The organism is Micromonospora citrea, from assembly GCF_049629545.1.
In the GTDB taxonomy this organism is placed as follows: Bacteria; Actinomycetota; Actinomycetes; order Mycobacteriales; family Micromonosporaceae; genus Micromonospora; species Micromonospora citrea_A.
This window is the reverse complement of the sequence record NZ_JBNADX010000010.1, coordinates 39,422-64,209: the sequence shown is the minus strand read 5'-3', so window position 1 is coordinate 64,209 and position 24,788 is coordinate 39,422. Positions and strand designations below refer to the sequence as shown.

The window sequence follows — 24,788 nt, the reverse complement described above, 5'->3', positions numbered from 1 at the left end:
GACGGGCGGGTGATCGAGCAAGATCGAGGGAGGTGCGATGGGTCCGACGGCGGACATCGCGGTGATCGGCGGGTCAGGGCTCTACGCGCTGCTCGACGGCGCGACCGAGCACGAGGTCTCCACGCCGTACGGAGCGCCCTCGGACGCGGTCACCATCGCCGAGGTGGGCGGGCGGCGGGTGGCGTTCCTGCCCCGGCACGGTCGCGACCACCGGCACCCGCCGCACCTGATCCCGTACCGGGCCAACCTGTGGGCGCTGCGCTCGCTCGGGGTGCGTCAGGTGCTCGCCCCGTGCGCGGTGGGTGGACTCCGGCCGGAGCTGGGGCCGGGCACCTTCGTGGTGCCGGACCAGCTCATCGACCGGACCAGCGGCCGTACCCAGACCTACTACGACCGGGGTGCGGTGCACGTGGCGTTCGGTGACCCGTACTGCCCGGTGGGCCGGCGTACGCTGCTCGGCGCGGCGGCCGGGCGGGACGTGCCGGCGGTGGACGGCGGCACGGTGGTGGTGGTCGAGGGTCCGCGCTTCTCCACCCGTGCCGAATCCCGGTGGTACGCGGCGATGGGCGGCACGGTGGTCAACATGACCGGCCACCCGGAGGCGGTGCTCGCCCGCGAGTTGGCGCTCTGCTACACCTCCATCGCGCTCGTCACCGACCTGGACGCGGGCGTGGAGGCGGGCGGATCCGTCACCCAGGAGGAGGTGTTCCGCGTCTTCGGGGAGAACACCGACCGGCTGCGCGGGGTGCTGCTGGACGCGGTCGCGGCACTGCCGACCGACCGGGACTGCCGGTGCGGGCACGCCCTGGACGGCATCACGCTCCCGTTCGAGCTGCCCTGAGCCACCCCGAGCCAACGCAAAGCACCCTAAGCGCCCGGTTCATCCCGATAGATTCGGCAGGTCGGGGCCGCGCCGCCGCCGGCAGGCACGGCGACACGGAGGCAGGTGCGATGGCGACCGTCCGGGACACCACGTACGAGCTGCTGCGCGCCCTCGGCATGACCACCGTCTTCGGCAACCCCGGCTCCACCGAGCAGCCCTTCCTCCAGGACTTCCCGGCCGACTTCCGCTACGTGCACGCCCTGCACGAGGCGTCCGCGGTGGCGATGGCCGACGGGTACGCCCAGGCCACCGGACGCCCGGCGCACGTCAACCTGCACACCGCCCCGGGCACCGGCAACGGCATGGGCAACCTCGTCACCGCCTGGCACAACCGGACCCCGCTGATCGTCACCGCCGGGCAGCAGAGCCGGACGATGCTGCTCATGGAGCCCCGGCTGGCGGCGCGCCACCCGACGCAGCTGCCCGAGCCGTACGTGAAGTGGAGCCACGAACCGGTCCGGGCGCAGGACGTGCCGGCGGCGGTGATGCGGGCGTACGCCATGGCCGCCCAGCCGCCGGCCGGGCCGGTCTTCCTCTCCCTGCCCCTGGACGACTGGGAGCAGCCGGCGGACCCGCCGCCGCAGGTGCGTACCGTGGCCACCCGCTTCGCCCCCGATCCCCGGCGGCTACGGGAGTTCGCCGCGCTGCTGGCCGCGAGCCGCCGCCCGGTGCTGGTCCTCGGCGCGGCGGTGGACCGGGCCGACGGCTGGCCGGTGGCCGTGGCGGTGGCCGAGCGGCTCGCCGCGCCGGTGTGGTCCGCGCCCGCGCCGGAGCGGGCCGCCTTCCCCGAGCGGCACCCGCACTACCGGGGCGTGCTGCCGTTCGCGATGGCGCCGCTGGCGGAGCAGCTGCGCGGCCACGACGTCGTGCTGGTCGTCGGCGCGCCGGTGTTCCGCTACTACCCGTACGTGCCCGGGGAGCACCTGCCCGACGGGGCCCGGCTGCTGCACGTCACCGACGACCCGGACGAGGCGGCGCGCGCCCCGGTCGGCGACAGCCTGCTCGGCGACGCCGGGCTGACCCTCGCCGCGCTGCTGGACCTGCTGCCGGCGGCCGAGCGGCCCGCGCCGTCGCCCCGGGAAGACCCGGAGCCGCCCGAGGCGGGAGACCCGCCGAGCGCCGACGCGCTCTTCGCCGCGCTGGCCGGCTGCTGGCCGACCGAGGGGGTGCTGGTCCAGGAGTCACCGTCCAACCTGGCCGCGCTGCGCCGCCGGCTGCCGGTGACCCGACCGGCGTCGTACTTCACCATGGCCAGCGGCGGGCTCGGCTACGGCCTGCCGGCGGCCGTCGGCATCGCCTTGGCCGAGCGGGACACCGGGCGGGGCCGGCCGGTGGTCGCGGTGATCGGCGACGGCTCCTTCCACTACTCGGTGCAGGCACTCTGGACCGCGGCCCAGCTGCGCCTGCCCCTCGCCGTCGTGGTGCCGGCCAACCGGCAGTACGCGATCCTCAAGGCGTTCGCCGAGCTGAAGTCCACCCCCGGGGTGCCCGGGCTGGAGCTGCCCGGGCTGGACGTCACCGCCATCGCCCACGGCTACGGCTGCGCCGCGCGCAGCGTCGGGTCGCTGGACGAGCTGCCGCAGGCGCTGGATCAGGCGCTGCGGGCCGACCGGCCGACGGTGCTCCCGGTGCCGGTCAGCGGCGAGGTGCCGCGGATCCTCTGACGGCTAGCGCTGCTCGGTGAGCACCTGGCCGGTGACCACGTCGAGCACCGGCCGCCCGCCGAGCGGCGCGGTCAGGGTGACGGTGACCGGCTCCAGCTTGAGCATCTCGTTGCAGACCCCGGTCGACCGGGTCACCGCGCCGCCGACCACCACCACGTCGTCGCGCTCCCGCACCAGCGGGGTGATCCCGGTGTCGCACGAGCCGACCCCGAGCACGTAGCCGAGCGTCGCCCCGTCGGTCGCGCGGAGGTGCTGGGCGGCCACCACCCCGTCGGGGGCGGGCCGGGCCGGCGCGGTCGGCTCCGGCAGGGCGCCCACCGACTGCGGCGCGACCGCGACCCGGGCCACCGGCGCGGCCAGCTCCTCCACGGTGAACAGCCAGGCCGGCACGTCGGCGACGCCCCGGCTGGTCCGTACTCCGGCGGTGCCGAGCCGGACGGCGGTGACGGTGAGCGGGATGCAGGCCGTGGCGACCGGGCTGGAGACCGAGCCGTCCGGACCGGGTTCGACGGTCGGGCGGGGCGCCTCGGGCCGGCCCTCGCACGGCGGCGGGTCGCCCTGGTCGACCTGCCGGTACGCCTCGGCCGCGCTGACCAGCGGCACGGTGGTCGTCCCGTCGGGGAACCGGATCGTGCCGGCGGCGGGACGGGCGGCCGGCAGCTCGATCTGGTCGCGGTACCAGCCGGCCCGGAAGGCCGCCTCGGTGTCGGCGTTGAAGTCGGGGTCACCGACGAGCACGGTCTGACCCTGCAACGGGACGTAGCCGGTCGTCCAGGCCGGGCCGGGGCGCCACGCCTCGGCGACCTCGACGGCCCGCTGCGCGAACGCCTCACGGCGGTGGTCGGGGCTGCCGGCGGACCCGCCGTCGGCCGGGCCGGAGCCGGCCGGCGCGCAGGCGGTCACGGCGACCAGGGGCAGGCTCAGCAGGACCGGAAATCGACGCATACCCCTTGGACGACCTGCGCCGCCGTCCGGTTCCGCCGGCTCAGGTCTCCCCGCCGAGGTCGGTCTGGTACGCCTCCCAGAGCAGGTCCGCGCCGCGCTGCCGGTGCTGGGCCAGCGCGTCCAGCAGCTCGTCGGTACGCCGCCGCAGTTCCTCGGCGCGCACCCCGGGCCGCTCGACGGCGTGCTGGAGCTCGGCGAGCGCCACGATGATGGCCACGTGCTCCCCGGCCAGCAACCGTACGCCCCGGTGCAGCCGGGGCGCCTGGACGAGCAGTTCGGCGTAGAGACCGGCCGGCCCCTCGGTGAGCCGGACGTGTTCGGCGAAGCCCCGGCGGACCGGGGCGAGCTGCCGGATGACCCAGTCCCGCCAGTGCGGCTCCCCCGGTGGCACGGCCAACGCCCGGGACAGGGCGGGCAGGTCGCCGGCGGGGCGGCGGGCGGCGGGCGGGCGGACCGCCGTGGGGACGACGGACGGCTGCTGGATCGGACCGGTGACCATGGGCACCTCCCGCGCTGCGTGCGCTTCCGCGTACAGCGATGGTGGACCCGTGACGGGACCCTGTCCAGGCTCCGGCAGCACCTCATTCGTCCCGCCGGCACCACCGGCCCCGCAGGTCACACCAGCATCGCCCGTCTTCCCGGACACGACTGTGCGCCCCGGTCCAGGTGGACCGGGGCGCACAGTCGAGGTGGTGGAGGTGCCGGGAATCGAACCCGGGTCCTTCGCCGGTTTGTCAGGGCTTCTCCGAGCGCAGCTCGCTGTGCCTCTACTCGGCCCCTCCGATCACGCGAGCGAGTCGGTGTGACGGGCCCAGTCGCTGATTGATCTCGCCGCACGGACCCCGCGACCGGGTCCGGTTGGCCAGCCTTCTAGCTGATGCCGGCTAACTGGGTCGAAGGCGCTCCCAGGCCGACAGACTCACTACTCGCCTCAGGCGGCGAGAGCGAAGTCAGCGCGATTGTTCTTGGCGCTTATTGGTTTCCGACGAACGATTCTCGAGACGACGTCGGCTTCCTCGGCTCGCTTCCCCTGCCGCAACGTACGAAGTCGAAACCAGTCACCCCCTCGGTGGGCCGCCGGTGTTGGCGGCTCCGACAAGCGTAACGCCTGCCGCAACGGGATTCATCCCGAGGCCCGGGGCGAAGCTGCCAACCGGACGAACGGGACGAATCAGTCGTCCATCCCCTTGCCGCGCCGGCCCGCCACCCGGGCGATCTCCCGGTCGGCGTCCCGCTTGGCCAGGTCCTGACGCTTGTCGTACGACTTCTTGCCCTTGGCCAGGGCGATCTCCACCTTGGCCCAGCCGTCGGAGAAGTAGACCTGCAACGGCACCATGGTCAGGCCACCCTCGCGGGTCTTGCCGATCAGCCGGTCGATCTCCAGGCGCTTGAGCAGCAGCTTGCGGGTACGCCGGGGCTCGTGGTTGGTCCAGGTGCCCTGGGTGTACTCCGGGATGTGCATGCCGTGCAGGTAGAGCTCGCCGTTGCGCTCCTGGGCGAACGCGTCGACCAGCGAGGCCCGACCCGCGCGCAGCGACTTCACCTCGGTGCCGGTCAACGCCATGCCCGCCTCGTACGTGTCGAGGATGGCGTAGTCGTGGCGCGCCTTCTTGTTGGAGGCGACCACCTTGCGACCCTTCTCCCGTGGCATCGGCGCCACCCCCTTCCGTGTGATCCGCCCGCCGGCGACCGGCCGCTGGGCGGAGATCATGCTACCCGAACAACAAGGGCCCTCCCGCGCCGTTTATTCCCGGCGCGGAAGGGCCCTAGGAGAGCCGTACGGTGACTAGACCCGCAGGTAGAAGCGGAGCGTGACCCAGGCGGTGACCGCGCTGACCAGGCCGCCGACGCCGGCCATCAGCGGGAACATCAGGAAGATGTCCGACCACTGGATCGGCGAGAGCAGCCCGCGCAGCGCCTGCAACGACCCGTCGAAGAGGAAGTACTTCGCGCCGATCAGCGCGACCAGGCCGAGCAGTGAACCGATCAGACCGGCGACCACGGCCTCTAGCACGAACGGCGCCTGGATGAACCAGTTGGACGCGCCGACCAGCTTCATGACCGCGACCTCACGCCGCTTGCTGTAGGCGGCCACCTGGATGGTGTTGGCGACCAGGAGCAACGCGGCGACGGCCATCACGATCGCGGCGGCCAGCGCGATGTTCTGGATCGCGGTGAGGATGTCGAAGATCTTGTCCAGCAGCCGGCTCTGGTCGACGATCTCGTCGACGCCCTCGGTGTCCTTGTACTGGTCGTAGATGTTCTTGTACTGCTCCGGGTTGACCAGCTTGATCCGGAACGACTCGGGCAGTTGGTCCGCCTTGACGGCGTTCACCAGGTCCGGAGCGTCCTGGTACATCTCCTGGAACCGCTTGTACGCCTCGTCCTTGTTGACGTAGAGGACCTCCTTGACCAGGGGGTCGCTCTTCAACTTGGCGTCCAGGTCGTCACGCTGCTGGGCGCTGACGTCGGTCTTCAGGAAGATCGAGACCTGGATGTTCTTGTAGTAGAGGTCCTTCATGTCGCCGACCTGCTGGTACATCAGGCCGCTGGCGCCGAGCATGGTCAGTGACACCGCCATCGTGATGATCATCGCGACGGTCATGGTGACGTTGCGCCACAGTCCGACCAGTACCTCGGACAGGACGTACTTCATCCGCATCGGGTGTTCCTCCGGCTCTCCGGCGTGAGATGTTCGTCGTCAGGTCGTACGGCGGGGGTGGAGCGTCGGCTCACCCGTAGACGCCGCGGGCCTGGTCACGCACGATGCGACCGCTCTCGATCTCGATGACGCGGCGGCGCATCTGGTTCACGATGTTGGAGTCGTGCGTGACCATCACGACGGTCGTGCCGGTGCGGTTGATCCGGTCCAGCAGGCGCATGATCTCGATCGAGGTGTCCGGGTCGAGGTTTCCGGTCGGCTCGTCCGCGAGCAGGATCAGCGGACGGTTCACGAACGCCCGGGCGACGGCCACGCGCTGCTGCTCACCACCGGAGAGCTCGTGCGGGTACCGGTGCTCCTTGCCACCGAGCCCGACCAGCTCCAGCACCTCGGGTACGACCCGGCGGGCCACCGCCTTGGTCTTGCCGATCACCTCGAGGGCGAACGCCACGTTCTCGTACGCGGTGCGGTTGGGCAGCAGCCGGAAGTCCTGGAAGACGCAGCCGATCGAACGCCGGAAGTGGGGTCGCTTCCAGGAGCGCATCGAGGTGACGTCCTTGCCGTTCACGACGACCCGACCCTTGTTGGGGCTGACCTCGTGCAACAGCATCTTGATGATCGTGGACTTGCCGGAGCCGGAAGGACCGATGAAGAAGACGAACTCGCCCTTCTCGATCGAGACGGACACGTTGTCGAGCGAAGGCCGGGACGCCTTCGGGTACGTCTTCGTCACTTGCTCAAGCTGAATCACGGGTGGTGAGTCTACGCGGTGTAACCGCTGAGCCAAGTCCTACGCCCCACCGATGCGAGGCGCGTCATCGATTCGCCCGCTCACCAGGAGATCGACGACGCGCCCCGTCCACGGTTGATCACGCAGCGTCGCCGGCCAACTGCTGCTGCTTGCGCCAGCGGATGCCGGCCTCGATGAAGCTGTCCAGCTCCCCGTCGAAGACGGAGGACGGATTGCCGGTCTCCTGCTCGGTTCGGAGATCCTTCACCATCTGATAGGGGTGCAGGACGTACGACCGCATCTGGTCGCCCCAGGAGCTGGTGCCGCCCGTCTTGAGGCCGGCCATCTTCTCCTCCTCCTCCTGGCGCTTGCGCTCCAGCAGCCGGGCCTGGAGCACGCGCAGCGCGGAGGCCTTGTTCTGCAACTGGGACTTCTCGTTCTGGCAGGTCACCACGATGCCGGTCGGGATGTGGGTGATCCGCACCGCCGAGTCGGTCGTGTTGACGCTCTGCCCACCCGGGCCGGAGGAGCGGTAGACGTCGACGCGCATCTCGTTCTCGGGGATGTCGATGCTGTCGGTCTGCTCCACCACCGGCAGCACCTCGACCCCGGCGAAGCTGGTCTGCCGGCGGCCCTGGTTGTCGAAGGGGCTGATCCGCACCAGCCGGTGGGTGCCCGACTCGACGCTGAGGGTGCCGTAGGCGTACGGGACCTTCACCGCGAAGGTGGCGGACTTCAGGCCGGCCTCCTCGGCGTACGAGGTCTCGTAGACCTCGGTCGGGTAGCCGTGCCGCTCGGCCCAGCGCAGGTACATCCGCAGCAACATCTCGGCGAAGTCGGCGGCGTCCACCCCGCCGGCGCCCGCCCGAATGGCGACCAGCGCCTCCCGGGAGTCGTACTCGCCGGAGAGCAGGGTGCGGACCTCCATCTCCTGGATGGCCTTCTTCAGCCCGGCGACCTCGGTCTCTACCTCGGTCAGCGCCCCGGCGTCATCCTCGGCCTCGGCGAGCTCCAGCAGCACGTGCGCGTCGTCGAGGCGGGAGCGCAGGCTGCCCAGCCTGCTGATCTCGCCGTTGACGTACGACAGCTGCGAGGTCACCTGCTGCGCCCGCGCCTGGTCGTCCCAGAGGTCCGGCGCGGACGCCTGCTCCTCCAGCCGGGCCTTGTCCTCCCGCAGGCGGTCGAGGTTGAGCACCGACTCGATGTTGCGCAGGGTGGCGTCGAGTTCCTTGAGCTGTTCGGCGTAATCGGCAGCGGTCACGACAGACAAGGGTACTGGGCGGGCAGCGGTCCGTTCACCTCAGATGGCCGACCCGCCGCAGCTCGTCAGCCGACCGGGGCGGTCTTGAGCCAGGACAGGGCGGCCTTGTGGTAGGCGACGGCGAACTCCAGCGCGCTGGCGTCGTACGTGTCGCCCTCCTTCTTGGCGTTCTTCACCTGCTCACGGACGTGCGCCAGGGCCTCGGTGTGGTACTCGTTCGCCGAGGCGTACAGGTTCTTGAGCTGGCTGGCCGAGTGCAGCTCGCCGAAGGCGATACGCAGGGCGATCGGGTTGCGGATGGTGTCCCGCCCCGGGTTCTCCGCCAGCCAGCGGGAAAATGTCCGTTTCCCGCTGGCGGTGATCGCGTACGGCTGGCTCATCCGCGGCCCGGGCTTGCCGAGCCGCACCAGACCCCGCTCGGCCAGCACCGGCAACTCCCGGTAGACCTGACTGCGGGTCATCGACCAGTACGGCGCCAGTCGGCGCTCGGCGGCGGCCATCAGTTGGCCGCCTGTCATCGGCCCCTCGTGCAGCAGGCCGAGCAGGGCCGCCGCGGTGGGGTTGACTCCGGATTCCGCCATGCCCTCTAAGCTGCCACTTTGCCGTCACCGCGTCCAGGATTTCCGTATTTGCCACCCGGCCGGATTTTCCTATGTGCACTGTCGGCGGACGACAGTGGTGGCAGGACCATCGATGCCTCGCCGCCGTCCGGCCGCACGGACCCGACGATCGGCGGCCGACCCTCCCCCGAGAGGCGGGTCGAGGACCGCTCCGGCCGCCGGCGACGCCGCTCGCGCCGCCGACGGCCGTCGCCGGTTCAGCCCATGTGCGGGTACGTGTGGTCGGTCGGCGGCACGAACGTCTCCTTGATCGTCCGGGGCGACATCCAGCGGACCAGGTTGTGCCAGGAGCCCGCCTTGTCGTTGGTGCCGCTGGCCCGGGCGCCACCGAAGGGCTGCTGCCCGACCACCGCGCCGGTCGGCTTGTCGTTGATGTAGAAGTTGCCGGCCGCGTACCGCATCTTCTCGGCGACCGCGTCGACCACCCGGCGGTCGGTGGCGAAGATCGAGCCGGTCAGCGCGTACGGCGCGATCGACTCGGCCTGGGCCACCACGTCGTCGAAGCGGGCGTCGTCGAAGACGTGCACGCCGAGGATCGGCCCGAAGTACTCGGTGGTGAAGGTCTCGTGCGCCGCGTCAGTGCACTCGAAGAGCGTCGGCCGGACGAAGTAGCCGACCGAGTCGTCGGCGGTGCCGCCGGCCAGGATCCGGCAGGCGTCGTCGCCGGAGATCAGCTCCAGCGCGGCGGTGTGCCGGGAGAACGCCTTGTCGTCGATGACCGCGCCACCGAAGTTGCTGAAGTCGGCGACGTCGCCGTAGGTGAGCGCCTCGGCGGTGGCGGCCAGCCGGTCGCGCAGCCCACCCTCCCAGATCGACCGGGGGACGTACGCCCGCGAGGCGGCCGAGCACTTCTGGCCCTGGTACTCGTACGCGCCGCGGATCAGCGCGGTGTGCAGGGCGTCGACGTCGGCGCTGGTGTGGGCGACCACGAAGTCCTTGCCGCCGGTCTCGCCGACCAGGCGCGGGTAGCCCCGGTAGCCGGCGATGTTCTCGCCGACGGTCCTCCACAGGTGCTGGAAGACCTTGGTGGAGCCGGTGAAGTGGATGCCGGCCAGGTCCGGATCGGCGAGCACGACGTCGGAGACCTCCTCGCCGCGCCCGGTGACCATGTTGATCACGCCGGGCGGGAGCCCGGCCGCCTCGAACAGCCGCATCGTGAAGTGCGCGGCGAACTGCTGGGTCGGGCCCGGCTTCCAGACCACCGTGTTGCCGAGCAGGGCCGGCGCCGAGGGCAGGTTGCCGGCGATCGCGGTGAAGTTGAACGGGGTTACCGCGTAGACGAAGCCCTCCAGGGGTCGGTGGTCGAAGCGGTTCCACACCCCCGGCGACGACATCGGCTGCTCCTCCAGCAGCCTGCGGGCGAAGTGCACGTTGAACCGGAGGAAGTCGATGAACTCGCAGGCCGAATCGATCTCCGCCTGCACGGCGGTCTTGGACTGGCCCAGCATGGTGGCCGCGTTCAGCGTGTCCCGCCACGGGCCGGCGAGCAGTTCGGCGGCGCGCAGGAAGATCGCGGCCCGCTCCTCGAAGGGCAGCGCCCGCCACATCGGGGCGGCGTCCTTGGCGGCCTTCACCGCGGCGCGGGCGTCGTCGTGGGTGGCGTGACCGGTGACGCCGAGCACGTGGGCGTGCTTGTGCGGCTGGACCACGTCGATCGACTCACCGCCGGCCATCCGCTGCTCACCGGCGATGGTCATCGGCAGCTCGATGCGCTCGGCGGCCAGCTCGGCCAGCCTCCGCTGGAGCCGCTCCCGGTCGGCGCTGCCCGGCTCGTAGGTGCGTACCGGCTCGTTGCGCGGCTCGGGTACGGAGAACACGGCGTCCATCACAGGCTCCTGTGCGATCTCGACGGCGGTGGCGAAACCGGACCCGCGGGCACCGACCGGGCGGCCGGACGCCGGACACCGCACGGCGTACCCGGTCGCGGCGGCGGGACCTGCCGCGATTCTCCCACGCCCCCACCCCGACGATCACGCCACGCCCGCCCCGAAACCGTGGATCGTCAAGCACACGCCGGCATCGGGCACTGATCCGTACCCGAATGTGGTGATCTGCCGAAGGAAAGCAGGCGGCGGGCGGCCCAGCGGGCGCGCGGGCCGGCCCGGGCCGGGCGCGTACCCTGGATGGCCGGTGACCTGCCCGGCGGCGCGCGGTTTGCGGTGTGTCGCGGTATCCGCCGACCGTGACACCGCGACACGCCGCAAACGGAGTCGAACACGACCGCCGCGCGGGGCGGTGACGCCCGGAGAAGGGGAGAGCATGAGCAACCAGCCCGGCAGCTCGACGGCCGCGGAGCCGGACCGGCCGGACACCACCGACCCGGTCGACGAGGTCGCGCCGGAGGCCGGCACGGACCGCCCGGCCGGCGCTCCCGGCACGCCGGTGCTCGCCCTGCTCGCGATCGGCTGGCTGGTCGCCATGCTCTGGTCGACCCGCGAGGCGATCGACTCGGCGGCGGCCGGTCTCACCGCGATCAGCCTCTCCGCCTTCGCGCTGCCCGGGGTGATCTCCGCCGCGCTGGTGGCCGGCGCGGCCGTCGCGCTGGCGGCGAACGAACTGGCCGCCCGCCGGCTCGGCGACCGGACGAGCGTGCGCTTCGCGGCGGCGATCGGCGCCGGCATGCTGGTCGGGCTCGGCACCGCACTCGCGATCAACCTGACGTACGCCGACAACGCCACCACCAACACCATCGCCGGCACCAGCGCGGCGGCGGCGATCATCGGCGGGGCGATCGCCGGGGCGCGCACCGCCGCCCCGGTCGGCGCGGTCGTCACCGCCGCCCTCGGCACGCTGCTGTTCGTGGTGGCGTTCAGCCGGGCCCGGGACCCCCTCTTCGACCTCTTCGGCTCCGACGGCTCCCAGGCGTCGCTGGTCACCGCCGCCAAGTGGGTCTCCCGCACCGAGTCGCTGCTCGCCGGCCTCCTCGCCGGCCTGCTCGTCTTCGGCTACCTGACCTGGGCCCGGCGTCGGGCCGTCCGGCGCGACCCGGCCACGCCGGCCCTGCGCTGGCCCGTCTACCTGGTCGCCGGGGCCGGGCCGGGGCTGCTCCTGCTGCTCGCCGAGGTGATCATTCGAATCGGCGGCCGGACCCTGCTCGACCTGGCCGGCGCGCTCAGCGAGGCGGACTCGGTCGCGCAGACCAGTCTCGGCACCTCCCGGATCGACAACGGGATCTGGGTGCTCTTCGTCGGGGCGCTCACCGCGCTGATCCTCTTCGGCCGCACCCTCGGGCCGGCGCAGCGCGACGAGGACGACGAGCCGGCCGAGGGCTGACCCGCCCTCCCGGCCGGGTGCTCCGTGATCAGGAGGACGCGGCGCGCAGCAGCAGCTCCAGCTCGGACGGGTCGTACCACTCCAGTTCGTGGTCCTCGGCGCTGTCGACGGTGAACTGGGCGTCCGGGTCGCCGGCCAGCGCCTCGGCGATCACCTGCACCGCGGCACCGACGTCGTCGACCGCGTCCGCCCCGTCCACGTGCAGCGCCGCCACCGACCCGACCGGCACCGGCCCGTCGAGCAGCACGTAGCTGGACCCGAGTTCGCCGTCGCCCCGACCGACCGCCGCCGGCGGCAGGTCCACCGAGACCACCACCCGGCGGCGGGGCGCGGCCGGGTCCTCCCGCAGCAGTTGGAGGGCGTCCTGGGCGGCGCGGGTGAACGCGACGTACTCCAGCTCCTCCTCGTCGCCCTCGGCGTACCACTCGCGCAGCGCCGGGGTGACGGCGTGCGCCTCCGCGGCCGGCAGCCCGTGCTCGCGCAGCCGGGTCAGCATCGGCACGGTCGCCGGTACGTACACCCGGACCAACTGGTCGCTCACGTCGTTTCTCCCGATCGTTCGCCGGACCGGCAGGTCCGCCGGTCCCGGGCGCCGATCATGCCGTACGCCGAGACCGTCATACACCGCGCACCGCGTCAGGGGAAGGCGGCTCACCGTACGTCCGCTGCCGACGGGTGCTCGGCGGCCCGGCCGGCGGTGTCCGGGCCCGGCCGGGCGGTGGTGGCACTGGGCCGCGCCGGGCGGTGGCGGCACTGGGCCGCGCCGGGCGGTGGCGGCACTGGGCCGCGCCGGGCGGTGGTGGCACTGGGCCGCGCCGGGCGGTGGTGGCAAACTGAGGCAAACGACGCCAACACCGGGGGTTGACCGTGGAGCCGAGGTTTCTCCTGCTCTCCGACGTGGCCGCCGAGCTGAACGTGTCGGATTCGCAGGTCTATCACATGGTCCGCAGCGGCGAACTGCCCGCGATCAAGATCGGCGGGCGTGGCCAGTGGCGTGTCGAGCGCGCCCGGCTGGAGGAGTACATCCAGCGCAAGTACGCCGAAACCGCGGAGTGGGTACGCGGCAACCCGCTCGTCGACCGCGACGCCGAGTAGCGGACCGACCCCGTCCCGGCATTGACGGCGGGCACTGCCATGCCCAAGAATCGGAGCCTGTTGGAGGCAAACGAAAGCAAACGCAAGGATCGAGGGGTGATGGTGATGGTCGACTCCCGCCGTCCGGGGCCGTCCCGGCCCCCGATCCGGTTGCGCCCCGCCCCGATCAGCGAGCCGCCGTACGCCGACGAGGCGCCCGATCTGTGGCCCCGCCCGAGCGGCCAACTCGCCCTGGACCTCTTCGGCACGGAGCAGCAGCCCGCCGGACGACCGGCCGGTCGCCGGCACGACCTCCGACCGGCACCGACCCGGCCCGGCCGGCCGCCCACCGGGCCACCGTCGGTCGCCCCGGCCGCCACGCCGGAGGCGACCCGGGCCGCGCAGCGGTTCGTCGGCACCTTCCTGGAGATCCTCAACGGGTACCGGCCGCCGGGGCAGCTCCGCACCCTGGTCGAACCGGGGCGGATGACCGAGGTGAGTGAGCAGCTGGCCCGTGCCACGTCCCGCACCGGGCCGGTCCGCCGCCGGTCCACCCGACCCGCCGTGCACCTGCGTCGGCTACGGGTCTGCGAACCCCGCCCGGCCGCCGTGGAGGTGGCCGCCGTCCTCGCCGCCGCCGGTCGCACCTGGGCCATGGCCGTACGCCTCGAACACCGCCGCGGCACCTGGCTCTGCACCGCCCTCCACGTCCTCTGACACCCCCACTGCCCGCCCGCCGCCCCGCCAGCCCAGGGGCCGGCGATCTTGCAGTTTGGGTGAGGATGAAGTGGTGCAAGACCCCCATATCTCTAACCAAAACTGCAAGATCGCCGGAGCGGGGAGACGCGGAGCGGGGAGACGCGGAGCGGGGAGACGCGGAGCGGGGCGACGCGGAGCGGGGAGACGCGGAGCGGGGCGACGCGGAGCGGGGCGGCGGAGGGCGGGGCAGGGGGAGACGGCGGAGCCGCGGCCCCTGAGGGGACCGCGGCTCCGTGGTGTGGTGCGGGGGTGGCCCGGACGGGGCCGCCGGTGAGATCAGGCGCCGCCGTTGGGCGAGCCGTGGCAGCGCTTGTACTTTCGGCCCGAGCCACACGGGCAGGGGGCGTTGCGGGACGGGCCGGCCTCGGCGGCCTCACCCGGCGTAGCCCCGCGGGCGGTGCTCGCCGCGGCCATCGCCTGCCCGCCCAGCGGACGGCGCGGCTTGGCCTGTGCCGCCGGGCGCTCCGGCGTCTCCGGACGGCCGACGCCCAGGGCGGGCGCCTGCTGCTCGGGCCGCTCGACCGCGACCGCGCCCGAACCGGCCTCGCCGTCGATGGTCGGGGCGGAGTACTGCAGGCCCTGCTGCTGCGGCGCGCGGCTGAGACCCTTGGCCCGGATCTCGACCGGCTTCTCCAGCAGCTGGACCTCCTCGGCCTCGGGCTCCGGCTCCTGGACCTGCACCTCCAGGTTGTAGAGGAAGCCGACCGTCTCCTCCTTGATGCCGTCCATCATGGTGGCGAACATGTCGAAGCCCTCGCGCTGGTACTCGATGACCGGGTCGCGCTGGGCGTACGCCCGCAGGCTGATGCCCTCCTGGAGGTAGTCCATCTCGTAGAGGTGCTCACGCCACTTGCGGTCGATGACCTGGAGCAGCACCATCCGCTCCAGCTGGCGTACCGCCTCCTCGCCGAGCTGCTCCTCGCGCCGGTCGTACGCGGCGTTCGCGTCCTCCTTGAGGCGGGCGAGCAGGAAGTCCTGGTCGAGGCCGGCCCGGGAGCCGACCTCCTCCTCCAGGTCCTCGATGGTGATACCGACCGGGTAGAGCTGCTTGAGGCTGGCCCAGAGCTGCTCCAGGTCCCAGTCCTCGGCGTAGCCGTCGCTGGTGGCGCCCACGACGTACGCGCCGATCACGTCGTCGATCATGTTGCGGACCTGGTCGGAGAGGTCCTCGCCGTTGAGCACGCGCAGCCGCTCGGCGTAGATCACCTGGCGCTGCTTGTTGAGCACCTCGTCGTACTTCAGGACGTTCTTGCGGATTTCGGCGTTCTGGCCCTCGATCTGCGCCTGCGCGCTCTTGATCTGCCGGGTGACCATCTTCGACTCGATGGGCACGTCCTCCGGGATGTTGAAGCGCTCCATCACCGCCTCGACCGCGCCGGCCCGGAACCGCTTCATCAGCTCGTCCTGCAGGGAGAGGTAGAAGCGGGACTCACCCGGGTCGCCCTGCCGGCCGGCGCGACCGCGCAGCTGGTTGTCGATCCGGCGGGACTCGTGCCGCTCGGTGCCGAGCACGTAGAGACCGCCGACCGCGGCGACCTCCTCGGCCTCGGTCTCGCACGCCTGCTTCCAGGTGGGGATGACCTCCTCCATCGCCTTGGCGTACTCCTCCTCGTTCTCCACCGGGTCGAGGCCGCGCTGGCGCAGCTCGTTGGCGGCGAGGAACTCGGCGTTGCCGCCGAGCAGGATGTCCGTACCCCGGCCGGCCATGTTGGTGGCGACGGTGACCGCACCCTTGCGACCGGCCTGGGCGACGATCTCCGCCTCCCGGGCGTGGAACTTGGCGTTCAGCACCGAGTGCGGGATGCCGCGACGGCGCAGCAGCTGGGACAGGATCTCGGAGTTCTCCACCGAGACGGTGCCGACCAGCACCGGCTGGCCCTTCTCGTGCCGCTCGGCGATGTCCTCGATGACCGCGTTGAACTTGGCCCGCTCGGTCTTGTAGATGACGTCGGCGCGGTCCTGCCGGACCATCGGCCGGTGCGTCGGGATGGTCACGACGCCGACCTTGTAGACCTTGTTGAACTCGCCCGCCTCGGTCTGGGCGGTACCGGTCATGCCGGAGAGCTTCTCGTACAGGCGGAAGTAGTTCTGGAGGGTGATGGTGGCCAGGGTCTGGTTCTCCTGCTTGATCTCCACCCCCTCCTTGGCCTCGATCGCCTGGTGCATGCCCTCGTTGTAGCGACGGCCGTGCAGGATGCGCCCGGTGAACTCGTCGACGATCAGGACCTCGCCGTCGCTGACGATGTAGTCCTTGTCGCGCTTGTAGAGCTCCTTGGCCTTGATGGCGTTGTTGAGGTAGCCGACCAGCGGGGTGTTGACCGACTCGTAGAGGTTGTCGATGCCGAGCCGGTCCTCCACCTTGGCGACACCGCGCTCGGTGACCGCGATGGTGCGCTTGGCGTAGTCGACCTCGTAGTCGCCCGCGCCGTCGGTGCCCGGCTGCATCCGGGCCACCACGCCGGCGAACTCCTGGTACCAGCGGGCGGAGTGCTCGGCCGGGCCGGAGATGATCAGCGGCGTCCGGGCCTCGTCGATGAGGATCGAGTCGACCTCGTCGACCACCGCGAAGTTGTGCCCGCGCTGGACCAGCTCGTCCTTCGACCACGCCATGTTGTCGCGCAGGTAGTCGAAGCCGAACTCGTTGTTGGTGCCGTAGGTGATGTCGCACTCGTACGCGGCGCGGTGCTCGCTGGCCGGCCGGTTCGGCAGCACGACGCCGACGGTGAGCCCGAGGAACTCGTGCACCCGACCCATCCAGGCGGCATCGCGCTGGGCCAGGTAGTCGTTCACCGTGATCACGTGCACGCCCTTGCCGGAGAGCGCGTTGAGGTAGACGGCCATGACCGAGGTCAGCGTCTTGCCCTCACCGGTCTTCATCTCGGCGATGTTGCCGAAGTGCAGCGCCGCGCCGCCCATCACCTGGACGTCGTACGGGCGCTGGCCGAGCACCCGCGCGGCGGCCTCCCGCACCGTGGCGAACGCCTCCGGCAGCAGGTCGTCGAGGGTCTCACCGTCGGCGAGTCGTTCCTTGTACTGCGCGGTCAGGCCCCGCAGCTCGTCGTCGGTGAGGTTGACGTAGTCGTCCTCGATCGAGTTGACGGCGGCGGCGATGGCCTTCAGCCGGCGCAGCATGCGGCCCTCGCCGGCGCGGAGGACCTTTTCCAGAATCGACACGGATCAACGCTCCCCTAGACAGTCTCGAACCATCGTAGGCGCTCCATCGGCGTGATGGTCACTGGTGGCGGCGGTCCGTGCCGACGAAAACGACATAACACGCGGCCCACGGCCCCACCGGCGGATATCCGGTTACGCCCATCGCGAACGGTCCGGCACGATGGGCCGGGTGGAACCCGTGGAGATCATCGAGGACGGCCTGCTGCTGCGCCCCTGGCGCGCGGAGGACGCCGACGCCGTGCACCGCGCCTGCCAGGACCCGGACATCCAGCGCTGGACCACCGTGCCCCGCCCGTACCTGCCGGAGCACGCCCACGGCTACGTCACCGAGATCAGCGGCCGGGCTTGGGCCGAGGGCACCGGCGCGCTGTTCGCGGTCTGCGACGCGGCCACCGGCGAGCTGCTGGCCTCCTGCGGGCTGGTCGCCATCGACCGGTCCCTCGACTCCGGTGAACTCGGCTACTGGACCGCGCCGTGGGCGCGTGGTCAGGCCGTCGCGGTACGGGCCTGCCGGGCGGTCGCCCGATGGTCGTTCGACACGCTGAAGCTGCGCCGGCTGGTCTGGCAGGCCGAGGTGGGCAACCACTTCTCCCGGCTGGTGGCGCTGCGCGCCGGCTTCCGCGTCTCCGGCGAGCTGCGGCTGGCCCACCCCGCCGAGGGCGGCCGGACGGACGCCTGGGTCGGCTCGTTGCTCCCCGGCGAGGTGCCCGCCCCGGGCGAGCCGGGCCCGGCCGGCCCGGACACCCTGGACGCCCGCCGCGCGGCGGTCTTCGGCCGGCCGCAGCCCGTCCTCTTCGCCACCGCCGGCGACACCGAACTGCGGCTGCGCCCGATGGAGGAGCGCGACCTCGACGGGGTGGTGGAAGCCTGCCGGGACACCGACACGATCCGCTGGACCACCGTGCCGCACCCGTACCGCCGGGAACACGCGGAGGGTTTCCTGCGTGACATCGCCGACCTGGCCTGGGCCCGGGGCACCGGCGCGTACTACGCCGTCGCCGACGCCGACGACCGGTACGTGGCCTCGGTCGACCTGCGGATCGGCCCCGACCCGCTGCACGGCCACGTCGGCTTCATGACCGCCCCGCACGCGCGCGGCCGGGGCTACATGCCGGCCGCGGTGGGCGCGCTGGCCGCCTGGGGATTCACCACCCTGGGCCTGGCCCGGATCGAGTGGCTGGCGCTGGTCGGCAACACCGCCTCGCGACGGGTCGCGGAGAAGGTCGGCTTCACCGTCGAGGGCACCGCGCGGGGCCGGCTGCCCACCCGGGACGGCCGTGGCGACGCCTGGGTCGCCGCCCTGCTGGCCGAGGACCTGACGTGATCCCGGAGGTCGTGCCGGCCGGCCCGGTACGGCTGCGCCCGTTCCGGCCCGCCGACGCCGACGACCTCGCCGCCGGCTGCGACGACCCGGAGAACCTGCGGTTCAACCCGGGCATGCCACAGCCGTACACCGTGGCCGACGCCCGGTGGTGGATCGCCGAGGGCGCGCCCGCGGCCCGGAGCACCGGCGGCGTCGCGTACGCCGTCGCCGACGCCACCACCGACCGGCTGGTCGGTGGTGCGGGCCTGAGCCAGGTCGTACCGGTGCGCGGGCAGGCCGAGGTCGGCTACTGGGTGGCGCCCCGGGCCCGGCGGCGCGGGGTCGCGACCGCCGTCACCCGCGCCCTGGCCGCCACCGCGTTCCGCGCCGGTCTCGTCCGGCTGGAACTGCTCACTGACGCCGAGAACCCGGCCAGCCAGCGGGTGGCGCTCGCCGCGGGCTTCCGCCACGAGGGGGTACGCCGCGCGGCCGGGCAGTCCCGCGACGGCGGCCGGCGCGACCTGCTCGCCTGGGTACGCCTCACCGACGACCCGGACGGCCCGACGCCGCGCGTGCTGCCGGACCTGCCCGGCGGACGGCTCACCGACGGCGTGGTGACCCTGCGCCGGCTGGTCCCGGACGACGTGGACCCGCTGCACCGACTGCACACGCTGCCGGAGGTGGTGGGGAGCCGGGTCCGGCAGGTTCCGCCGACCCGGGCGGCGATCGAGCGACGGTGCGCGGTCGCGGAGAGCGAATGGCTGGTCGGCGACTCGGCCGACTTCGCGCTCTGCGACGCGTCGACCGGCGCCGTGGCCGGCGGCTGCGTGCTGATCCACGACGAGCCGGCCACCGGCCAGGGCATGCTCGGCTACAGCCTGCTGCCCGAGGCTCGCGGGCGCGGGCTGGCCACCCGTGCGGTACGCCTGATGGCCGGCTGGGCGTTCGGGATCGGGCTGGCCCGGCTCTGGGCCGGCACGGCCCCGGAGAACGTCGCCTCCCAGCGGGTGCTGGAGCGGGCCGGGTTCCGGCGGGAGGGGCTGATGCGTGCTCGGCTCCCCGGCCGGGGCGAGACCCGGACGGACGCCATGCTCTTCGCGCTGCTCGCCACCGACTTCCGCTGATCCGGGCTCGCCGCGCGACGCGTCACCGGCTCCGGTCGATCCGGTCCACCGCGGTGGGCGACGGCAGCGGTCACGGAGTCCACGGTGGCGGACCACCGGGACCCCGTGACCGGGTCGCGAGGGGTGGACAGGGGTCAGGTGTCGAGCGAGATGATCCCGTAGTCGTACGCGTGCCGCCGGTAGACGACGCTCGGCCGGCCGGTCTCCTTGTCGTGGAACAGGTAGAAGTCGTGCCCGACCAGTTCCATCTGGAACAGGGCGTCGTCCACGGTCATCGGCTCGGCGGGGTGCACCTTGGCCCGGGCGATGTGCCAGGGCTGGTCGTCGTACTCGTCGGCCGGCTCCTCGTCGCGCTCGGCGACCGCGGTGGCCGTACGGCCGTTCAGCGTCGCCAGGCCGGGCCCGTCGAGGTCGGCCACCGGCAGGTCCGCGGTGGCGGCGGCGACGGAGATCGGCGCGTGGCGGCCCCGGTGTACGCGGCGGCGGTCGGCCGCACGGCGCAGTCGGGTGTCGAGCTTGGCGATGGCCGCGTCGAGCGCGCTGTAGAAGTCGTTCGTGCAGGCCTCGGCCCTGATCACGGGTCCCCGCGAGACGCAGGTGATCTCCACCCGCTGGCAGGTGTCGGACTGTCGGGGATTGCGTTCGTGGAACAGTTCCACGTCGACCCGGATGAGCTTGTGGTCGTAGCGTTCGATCTTTGCGAGCTTCTCCGCGACGTGCACCCGGTAATGGTCCGGCACTTCGACGTTTCGGCCCTTGACCACGATGTCCACGTGACCTCCCTTTTTCGGATGGTCGTCTGATCTTCAGGACCCGGTCGACCGGCCCTCAGGGAGCGTCCCCGCGTGGCGTCGACCGGTCAGTACGGCTACGCCTCCTTCCACCGCCGGGGTGGGGTTTGAGACCTCCTACCCCGGACATGGAAACGCTAACTCCTGTTCGCCCGGCCGTCACCCCCGGTTGTCGACAACCCACAGATAATTCACAGCTCTTACCACCAAGGGGTGAAAAGGAAACACGAAGCGTCACCATTGCCGCCGTTTTTGCGTTGCGGCGAGCACCGCCGCGACGTTTGGCGTCATTCCCACGCGGCGCAAAGTCCGACTCACCGCCGCCAGGGTCGCCCCCGTGGTCAGAATGTCGTCGAGCACCACCACCGTCCGACCGTCGCCGGTCGGCCCCGACCCGGCGCGCGGCCGGAAGGCCGACTCCGCCGCCGCGGCCCGCCCGGCGCTGTCCAACGCCACCGAGTCGGGCCGGGGCAGCGCCCGCAACGGCCGGACCGTCCGCGCGTCCCAGCCGGCCGCGCGCAACCGGGCCACGGCGTGCCGGGCCAGCCGGGTCAGGTGGTCGCCGTAACGGGCCCGGGCCGCCGCCGCCGTGTCCGGCACCGGCACCAGCAGCACCGGCCGCGCCGCGCCACCGACCGCGGCGGCCACCACCTCGGCCAGCAGCGCGCCCAGCGGCCGGGCCAGCCCGTGCCGGCCCCGCTCCTTGTACGCCAGCAACGCCTCGCGCAACTCCCCCGCGTACGGGCCGAGGGCGTGGCAGGGCGGCAGGTCGGGCGGGGCGGGATCGGGCCGTGCCGGGGCCGGACGCAGCGCCTCGAGCGCGTCGGCGCAGGCCGGGCAGAAGCCGCGCCGCACGGCCGGGCCACGCTGCCGGCATCCCGCACACTCCACCGGCAGCACCAGATCGGTCAGGTCCGCCCAGATGCCCCCGAGGTCCGGCCGCACGACGTGCTCAGAACAGGAAGAGCGGCGCGGTCGGGCTGCCGGGACGTACCCCGGTCGGCGGCGGGTTCACGTCCAGGACCTGGTCGCGACGGATGGTGTCGCCCTGCGGGTACCGGTAGGCCACCCCGTTCGCCTCGTACATGATCAGGGCGCTGGGTAGGCGCACCACCGGGTTGGTCGGGTACGTGGACAGGTGCGTCACCCGGGCGCCCACGTCGGAGACCAGGGGCGTCTCCAGGGCACCGTCGATGCTCACCTGGTAGACCGCCGAACGGCCGGCCGTACCGGCCAGGACCAGGGTGTTCTCCCCCGCCCAGTCCACCGCCGACAACTCGGTCAGCGAGGTGGCCACCCGGCGGGCCGGGCCGGCGGAGACCACGCCGCCGTCCAGGTTCACCGCCGCCAGGTGCAGCGCGCCGCCGACCACCAGGGCGAGCCGGTGGCCCTCCAACGAGGCGGCCACCGCCGTCACCGGTCCGGGGACGGTCAACGGCACCTGCTCCATCCGGCCCCGGTCGTCGAAGCGCCACAGGTTGCCGTCGGCCACCACCAGCCCGTACGGCTGTCGGGGGTCCGGCGAGCGCAGCCAGACCGGCCGCCCGACCGCCTTGAAGGTCTGCGCCGAGGGGTTGGGCACCTGCACCGGGTCCGGCCCGGAACTGGTGACCAGGCGTTGGCGACCACCCGGCGCGTCGACCACGAGGGCGGCGAGGACGCGCTCGTCGGCGCGGCTGAGCCCGGCCGACACCACGTCGCGGTTGACCTCCGCCGCCAGCGGCACCGGACCGCTCACCTCGCCGGGGAAGGCAAGCGGGTGGACCGCGCCCTCGTAGACGGCGTACCGCTGGGGGTTGTCGTTGACCGGGTAGACCGGGTGGGCGAGCCGGTGCTGCTCCAGGTCGTCGATGGAGACCCGGGACTGGTTGCGGGTGGTGAGCCGGAGCTGCCCGTCCAACTCCGGCAGCGACCAGGCGAGCTGGGTGCCGATCTGGGCGAGCCGGCGGCTGTCGTCACCGGGCAGGTCGAGGGTGACGTCCCAGCGGTCGCCGGTCTCGGTGGCGTTGTTGATCAGGGCGGTCCGGTCCGGCAGCCGGCTGACCCCGGTGCTCAGCCACTCCGACGGGCCGGCGATCAGCCACTTGACCACCTCGCTGACCCGCCGCTCGTGCGGCACGGCCAGCGGCAGGTAACGCTGGTCGGGCACCAGCCGGCGCTGGTCGGAACTCCAGAAGTAGACCGGCGAGTTCTGGTAGTACTCGCGCAGGGCGTCGACGCTGAGCAGCAGCACGTTCGGCGGATCGGTGACGAACAGGCCCGCCTCCGCGGTGCCCTCCTGCCCCGGCGAGGCCGCGCCGCGCAGGCTGAACCGGTACTCCTTGTCGGTCGTCACCGGAGGCCCGAGCACGCCGTTGGCGCGCAACAGCCCGATCTGCTGCACCGGCAGCCGGACCGAGAAGACACCGTTGGCGTTCTCCGTGATCACCGGCTTCTCGGTCAGCCGGACCACGTTGACCGCGACCTCGCTGCCCTGTTTCTCCTGCAGGCGGCTCTTGTTCTCCGGCGCGATGAACTTCTTCACCCGGGTGTACGCCTGCTCCGGCTCGCCCGCCGCGGCGGCGAGATAGTTGCGGACGAACAGCTCCCGGTCGTCGCCGCTGGCCGTACGGCTCGGCGGCTCGTCCCGACGGAAGCTGGACGCCCCCGCCTCGACCGCCGGCCCGGACCCGTCCACCTGCACCTCGGTGTTCGCCGGGATGCCGCACCCGGTCAGGGCCAGCAGCGCGGCGCCGAGCACGCCGGCGAGCGCACGCCTCACGACCGCACCTCCGCCCGATCCCCGTCGTCGGCCGTCGGGCCGGGCCCGATCGCCAGCGCACCGCCACCGGCCGGACCGATGGCCAGTATCTCGCCGTCCCGGGGGCCGCCGAAGGGCAGCGCGGCGTCGGCCGGCACCAGCCGCAGCGGCGAGGTGGTGAGCCGGTCCCCGGCACGCGCCGGCAGGGTGAGCCGGAACTGGGCGCCCTGCCCCGGCGCGCCCCACGCCTCCAGCCATCCGCCGTGCAGCCGGGCGTCCTCCAGGCTGATCGACAGACCCAGCCCGGTGCCGCCGGTCTGCCGGGCGCGGGACGGGTCGGCCCGCCAGAAGCGGTTGAAGACCAGCTTCTCCTCACCCGGCTTGAGCCCGACGCCGTGGTCCCGCACGGTGATCGCGACCGCGGTCTGGTCCATGCCGAGGGTGATCAGGACGGGCTTGGCCTCGCCGTGCTCGACCGCGTTGCCGACCAGGTTGCGCAGCACCCGCTCGACCCGGCGGGGATCCACCTCGGCGATCACCGGGGTGCTCGGCACGTCCAGCTCGATGGCCACGCCCGCCCGCTCGGCCAGCCCGGCCAGCCGGTCGGCGACCCGGTGCACCACCGGCACCAGGTCGGTCGGCTCGGAGTCGAGCATGGCGAAGCCGGCGTCGAACCGGCTGATCTCCAGCAGGTCGGTCAGCAGTTCCTCGAACCGGTCCAGCTCGGCCTGGAGCAGCTCGGCGCTGCGGGCCACCGCCGGGTCGAACTCGTCGCGCTCGGCGAAGATCAGGTCGGCGGCCATCCGTACGGTGGTCAGCGGGGTGCGCAGCTCGTGCGACACGTCCGAGGTGAACCGGCGTTGCAGGCGGGACATCTCCTCCAGCCGGAGGATCTGCCGTTGCAGGTTGGTCGCCATCTGGTTGAACGAGGCGGCCAGCAGCGCCAGGTCGTCCTCGCCGTTGACCTCCATCCGCTGGTCGAGCAGGCCGGCGGAGAGCCGCTGGGCCGTGCGGGCGGCCACCCGTACCGGGGTGACCACCAGGCGGGTCACCAGGGCGGCGAGCAGGCCGAGCAGCAGCACCAGGGCGAGGCCGGTGGCGAGCACGGTGGCCCGGGCGTCGGCGGCGGTGGCGTCCTGCCGGCTCAGCGGGACGAGGTAGTAGAGCTCCAGCTGACCGAAGCGGGTGGGCACCGGCGAGCCGTAGACCAGGTACTTCGTACGCTCGTCGCCGAGCCGGCCGGTCCGGATCTGGTGGGCAACCTTGCCCTCCGCGACGGCGGCGCGCAGCTCCCGGCTGACCAGCGGCCGCACGTCCGTCGCGGGGGACGTCCGGGTGTCGATGATCCCGGTGTAGCTGTCTGCGGTGATCGCCACGACCACCCCGCTGGTCTGCTGCGGGTCACCACCGGCCAGGTAGTTGACCGTGCCCTCGATGGTGTCCTGGAGCTGCGCCTCCTGCGGCTGGCTGTAGAGGTAGAACTGCTTGGCCGAGTAGTCGCTGCCACTGCGCAGCCGCAGCAGCGTGTCGGCCTTGGCGTTCTCCACCAGGATGTCGGTGATCTTGTTGGCGATCAGGTAGGCGAACCCACCGACCAGCAGGCTGGACACCACCAACGTGATGGTCACCACCCGGACCTGCAACGAGCGCCGCCAGGTCTGGTGCAGCCCGGCGGCCAGGCCGAGGACCCGGCCGGCCAGGGCACGCCCGAGCGCCCGCGCGGCGGGACGCCAGCCTGCGGGGGTCTCGGGGAGGGAACTCGGGGCGCTGGTCACGGTGCAGACC

21 protein-coding genes and 1 other RNA gene are annotated in these 24,788 nt (G+C 72.5%); 7 read left to right on the top strand and 15 right to left on the bottom strand.

Annotation, left to right across the window (positions count from 1 at the left end; genetic code table 11):
• Positions 1–37: 37 nt before the first annotated feature.
• Both ACPFP2_RS13380 and mdlC read left to right on the top strand, forming a co-directional pair.
• On the top strand, positions 38–841 hold the full coding sequence (locus ACPFP2_RS13380) for an S-methyl-5'-thioadenosine phosphorylase (RefSeq protein ID WP_424089421.1): 804 nt from the start codon (positions 38–40) through the stop codon (positions 839–841).
• A 110-nt stretch (positions 842–951) separates the two neighbouring features.
• Positions 952–2,547, top strand: coding sequence for a benzoylformate decarboxylase (mdlC, locus tag ACPFP2_RS13375; RefSeq protein WP_424089419.1), 1,596 nt, complete (start codon positions 952–954; stop codon positions 2,545–2,547).
• Positions 2,548–2,550: 3 nt separating this feature from the next.
• Here the strand turns inward: mdlC and ACPFP2_RS13370 are convergent, their stop codons facing one another.
• From ACPFP2_RS13370 to pruA, 9 genes are all read right to left on the bottom strand, one after another.
• The gene (locus tag ACPFP2_RS13370; protein WP_424089418.1) at positions 2,551–3,492 is read right to left on the bottom strand and encodes a hypothetical protein; all 942 of its coding nucleotides are present in this window, start codon (positions 3,490–3,492) and stop codon (positions 2,551–2,553) included.
• A 40-nt stretch (positions 3,493–3,532) separates the two neighbouring features.
• Entirely contained in the window at positions 3,533–3,991 is a 459-nt protein-coding gene (locus tag ACPFP2_RS13365; protein WP_424089417.1) for a hypothetical protein, read from the bottom strand.
• Positions 3,992–4,182: 191 nt separating this feature from the next.
• Positions 4,183–4,558, bottom strand: a transfer-messenger RNA (tmRNA) gene (ssrA, locus tag ACPFP2_RS13360).
• Positions 4,559–4,663: 105 nt separating this feature from the next.
• Complete coding sequence (gene smpB, locus ACPFP2_RS13355) at positions 4,664–5,143, bottom strand: SsrA-binding protein SmpB (protein WP_088979560.1); 480 nt, start codon at positions 5,141–5,143, stop codon at positions 4,664–4,666.
• Positions 5,144–5,278: 135 nt separating this feature from the next.
• Positions 5,279–6,154, bottom strand: a complete 876-nt coding sequence (gene ftsX, locus ACPFP2_RS13350) for a permease-like cell division protein FtsX (protein ID WP_424089414.1) — start codon at positions 6,152–6,154, stop codon at positions 5,279–5,281.
• A gap of 70 nt (positions 6,155–6,224) precedes the next feature.
• Positions 6,225–6,905, bottom strand: a complete 681-nt coding sequence (gene ftsE, locus ACPFP2_RS13345) for a cell division ATP-binding protein FtsE (protein ID WP_091083937.1) — start codon at positions 6,903–6,905, stop codon at positions 6,225–6,227.
• A gap of 118 nt (positions 6,906–7,023) precedes the next feature.
• The gene (gene prfB, locus ACPFP2_RS13340) at positions 7,024–8,145 is read right to left on the bottom strand and encodes a peptide chain release factor 2 (protein ID WP_424089411.1); all 1,122 of its coding nucleotides are present in this window, start codon (positions 8,143–8,145) and stop codon (positions 7,024–7,026) included.
• 65 nt (positions 8,146–8,210) lie between these two features.
• Positions 8,211–8,726 carry a PadR family transcriptional regulator gene (locus tag ACPFP2_RS13335; protein WP_363868572.1) on the bottom strand — a complete coding sequence of 172 codons (516 nt, stop codon included), beginning with the start codon at positions 8,724–8,726 and terminating at the stop codon, positions 8,211–8,213.
• A gap of 236 nt (positions 8,727–8,962) precedes the next feature.
• Positions 8,963–10,591, bottom strand: coding sequence for an L-glutamate gamma-semialdehyde dehydrogenase (gene pruA / locus ACPFP2_RS13330; protein WP_424089410.1), 1,629 nt, complete (start codon positions 10,589–10,591; stop codon positions 8,963–8,965).
• A 433-nt stretch (positions 10,592–11,024) separates the two neighbouring features.
• Between pruA and ACPFP2_RS13325 the strand changes: the two genes are divergently transcribed.
• Positions 11,025–12,038, top strand: a complete 1,014-nt coding sequence (locus tag ACPFP2_RS13325) for a hypothetical protein (protein ID WP_424089408.1) — start codon at positions 11,025–11,027, stop codon at positions 12,036–12,038.
• Positions 12,039–12,066: 28 nt separating this feature from the next.
• Here ACPFP2_RS13325 and ACPFP2_RS13320 read toward each other — a convergent pair whose 3' ends face one another.
• Positions 12,067–12,579, bottom strand: coding sequence for a DUF6912 family protein (locus ACPFP2_RS13320; RefSeq protein WP_424089406.1), 513 nt, complete (start codon positions 12,577–12,579; stop codon positions 12,067–12,069).
• A 326-nt stretch (positions 12,580–12,905) separates the two neighbouring features.
• Here ACPFP2_RS13320 and ACPFP2_RS13315 point away from each other — a divergent pair, with 326 nt between their 5' ends.
• Positions 12,906–13,133, top strand: a complete 228-nt coding sequence (locus tag ACPFP2_RS13315) for a helix-turn-helix transcriptional regulator (RefSeq protein WP_424089404.1) — start codon at positions 12,906–12,908, stop codon at positions 13,131–13,133.
• Positions 13,134–13,238: 105 nt separating this feature from the next.
• On the top strand, positions 13,239–13,829 hold the full coding sequence (locus tag ACPFP2_RS13310) for an Rv3235 family protein (protein ID WP_424089594.1): 591 nt from the start codon (positions 13,239–13,241) through the stop codon (positions 13,827–13,829).
• Positions 13,830–14,147: 318 nt separating this feature from the next.
• Here ACPFP2_RS13310 and secA read toward each other — a convergent pair whose 3' ends face one another.
• Entirely contained in the window at positions 14,148–17,045 is a 2,898-nt protein-coding gene (gene secA / locus ACPFP2_RS13305) for a preprotein translocase subunit SecA (RefSeq protein WP_424089402.1), read from the bottom strand.
• 160 nt (positions 17,046–17,205) lie between these two features.
• Between secA and ACPFP2_RS13300 the strand changes: the two genes are divergently transcribed.
• Both ACPFP2_RS13300 and ACPFP2_RS13295 read left to right on the top strand, forming a co-directional pair.
• Positions 17,206–18,369 (top strand): GNAT family N-acetyltransferase, encoded by a 1,164-nt coding sequence (locus ACPFP2_RS13300; protein ID WP_424089400.1) that lies wholly within the window; start codon positions 17,206–17,208, stop codon positions 18,367–18,369.
• Positions 18,366–19,472 (top strand): GNAT family N-acetyltransferase, encoded by a 1,107-nt coding sequence (locus tag ACPFP2_RS13295; protein WP_424089398.1) that lies wholly within the window; start codon positions 18,366–18,368, stop codon positions 19,470–19,472. Before ACPFP2_RS13300 ends, ACPFP2_RS13295 begins: the two co-directional genes overlap by 4 nt.
• Positions 19,473–19,606: 134 nt before the next feature.
• Here the strand turns inward: ACPFP2_RS13295 and hpf are convergent, their stop codons facing one another.
• The 4 genes from hpf to mtrB form a co-directional block, all read right to left on the bottom strand.
• Entirely contained in the window at positions 19,607–20,245 is a 639-nt protein-coding gene (gene hpf, locus ACPFP2_RS13290) for a ribosome hibernation-promoting factor, HPF/YfiA family (protein WP_088977550.1), read from the bottom strand.
• A 252-nt stretch (positions 20,246–20,497) separates the two neighbouring features.
• A complete protein-coding gene (locus ACPFP2_RS13285) occupies positions 20,498–21,163 on the bottom strand; it encodes a ComF family protein (RefSeq protein ID WP_424089593.1) in 666 nt (221 codons plus the stop codon).
• Between the two features lie 52 nt (positions 21,164–21,215).
• Complete coding sequence (locus ACPFP2_RS13280) at positions 21,216–23,024, bottom strand: LpqB family beta-propeller domain-containing protein (protein WP_424089396.1); 1,809 nt, start codon at positions 23,022–23,024, stop codon at positions 21,216–21,218.
• A complete protein-coding gene (gene mtrB, locus ACPFP2_RS13275) occupies positions 23,021–24,703 on the bottom strand; it encodes an MtrAB system histidine kinase MtrB (RefSeq protein ID WP_424089592.1) in 1,683 nt (560 codons plus the stop codon). Before mtrB ends, ACPFP2_RS13280 begins: the two co-directional genes overlap by 4 nt.
• Between the last annotated feature and the right edge of the window lie 85 nt (positions 24,704–24,788).

Excerpts from the sequence above, each read along its gene's own strand:
- pruA (WP_424089410.1), bottom strand. The coding sequence starts at position 10,591 with ATGGACGCCGTGTTCTCCGTACCCGAGCCGCGCAACGAGCCGGTACGC.
- ACPFP2_RS13325 (WP_424089408.1), top strand. The coding sequence starts at position 11,025 with ATGAGCAACCAGCCCGGCAGCTCGACGGCCGCGGAGCCGGACCGGCCG.
- ACPFP2_RS13300 (WP_424089400.1), top strand. The coding sequence starts at position 17,206 with ATGGGCCGGGTGGAACCCGTGGAGATCATCGAGGACGGCCTGCTGCTG.
- ACPFP2_RS13365 (WP_424089417.1), bottom strand. The coding sequence starts at position 3,991 with ATGGTCACCGGTCCGATCCAGCAGCCGTCCGTCGTCCCCACGGCGGTC.
- ftsX (WP_424089414.1), bottom strand. The coding sequence starts at position 6,154 with ATGCGGATGAAGTACGTCCTGTCCGAGGTACTGGTCGGACTGTGGCGC.
- ACPFP2_RS13335 (WP_363868572.1), bottom strand. The coding sequence starts at position 8,726 with ATGGCGGAATCCGGAGTCAACCCCACCGCGGCGGCCCTGCTCGGCCTG.
- mdlC (WP_424089419.1), top strand. The coding sequence starts at position 952 with ATGGCGACCGTCCGGGACACCACGTACGAGCTGCTGCGCGCCCTCGGC.
- ACPFP2_RS13370 (WP_424089418.1), bottom strand. The coding sequence starts at position 3,492 with ATGCGTCGATTTCCGGTCCTGCTGAGCCTGCCCCTGGTCGCCGTGACC.
- smpB (WP_088979560.1), bottom strand. The coding sequence starts at position 5,143 with ATGCCACGGGAGAAGGGTCGCAAGGTGGTCGCCTCCAACAAGAAGGCG.
- ACPFP2_RS13380 (WP_424089421.1), top strand. The coding sequence starts at position 38 with ATGGGTCCGACGGCGGACATCGCGGTGATCGGCGGGTCAGGGCTCTAC.
- ACPFP2_RS13310 (WP_424089594.1), top strand. The coding sequence starts at position 13,239 with ATGGTCGACTCCCGCCGTCCGGGGCCGTCCCGGCCCCCGATCCGGTTG.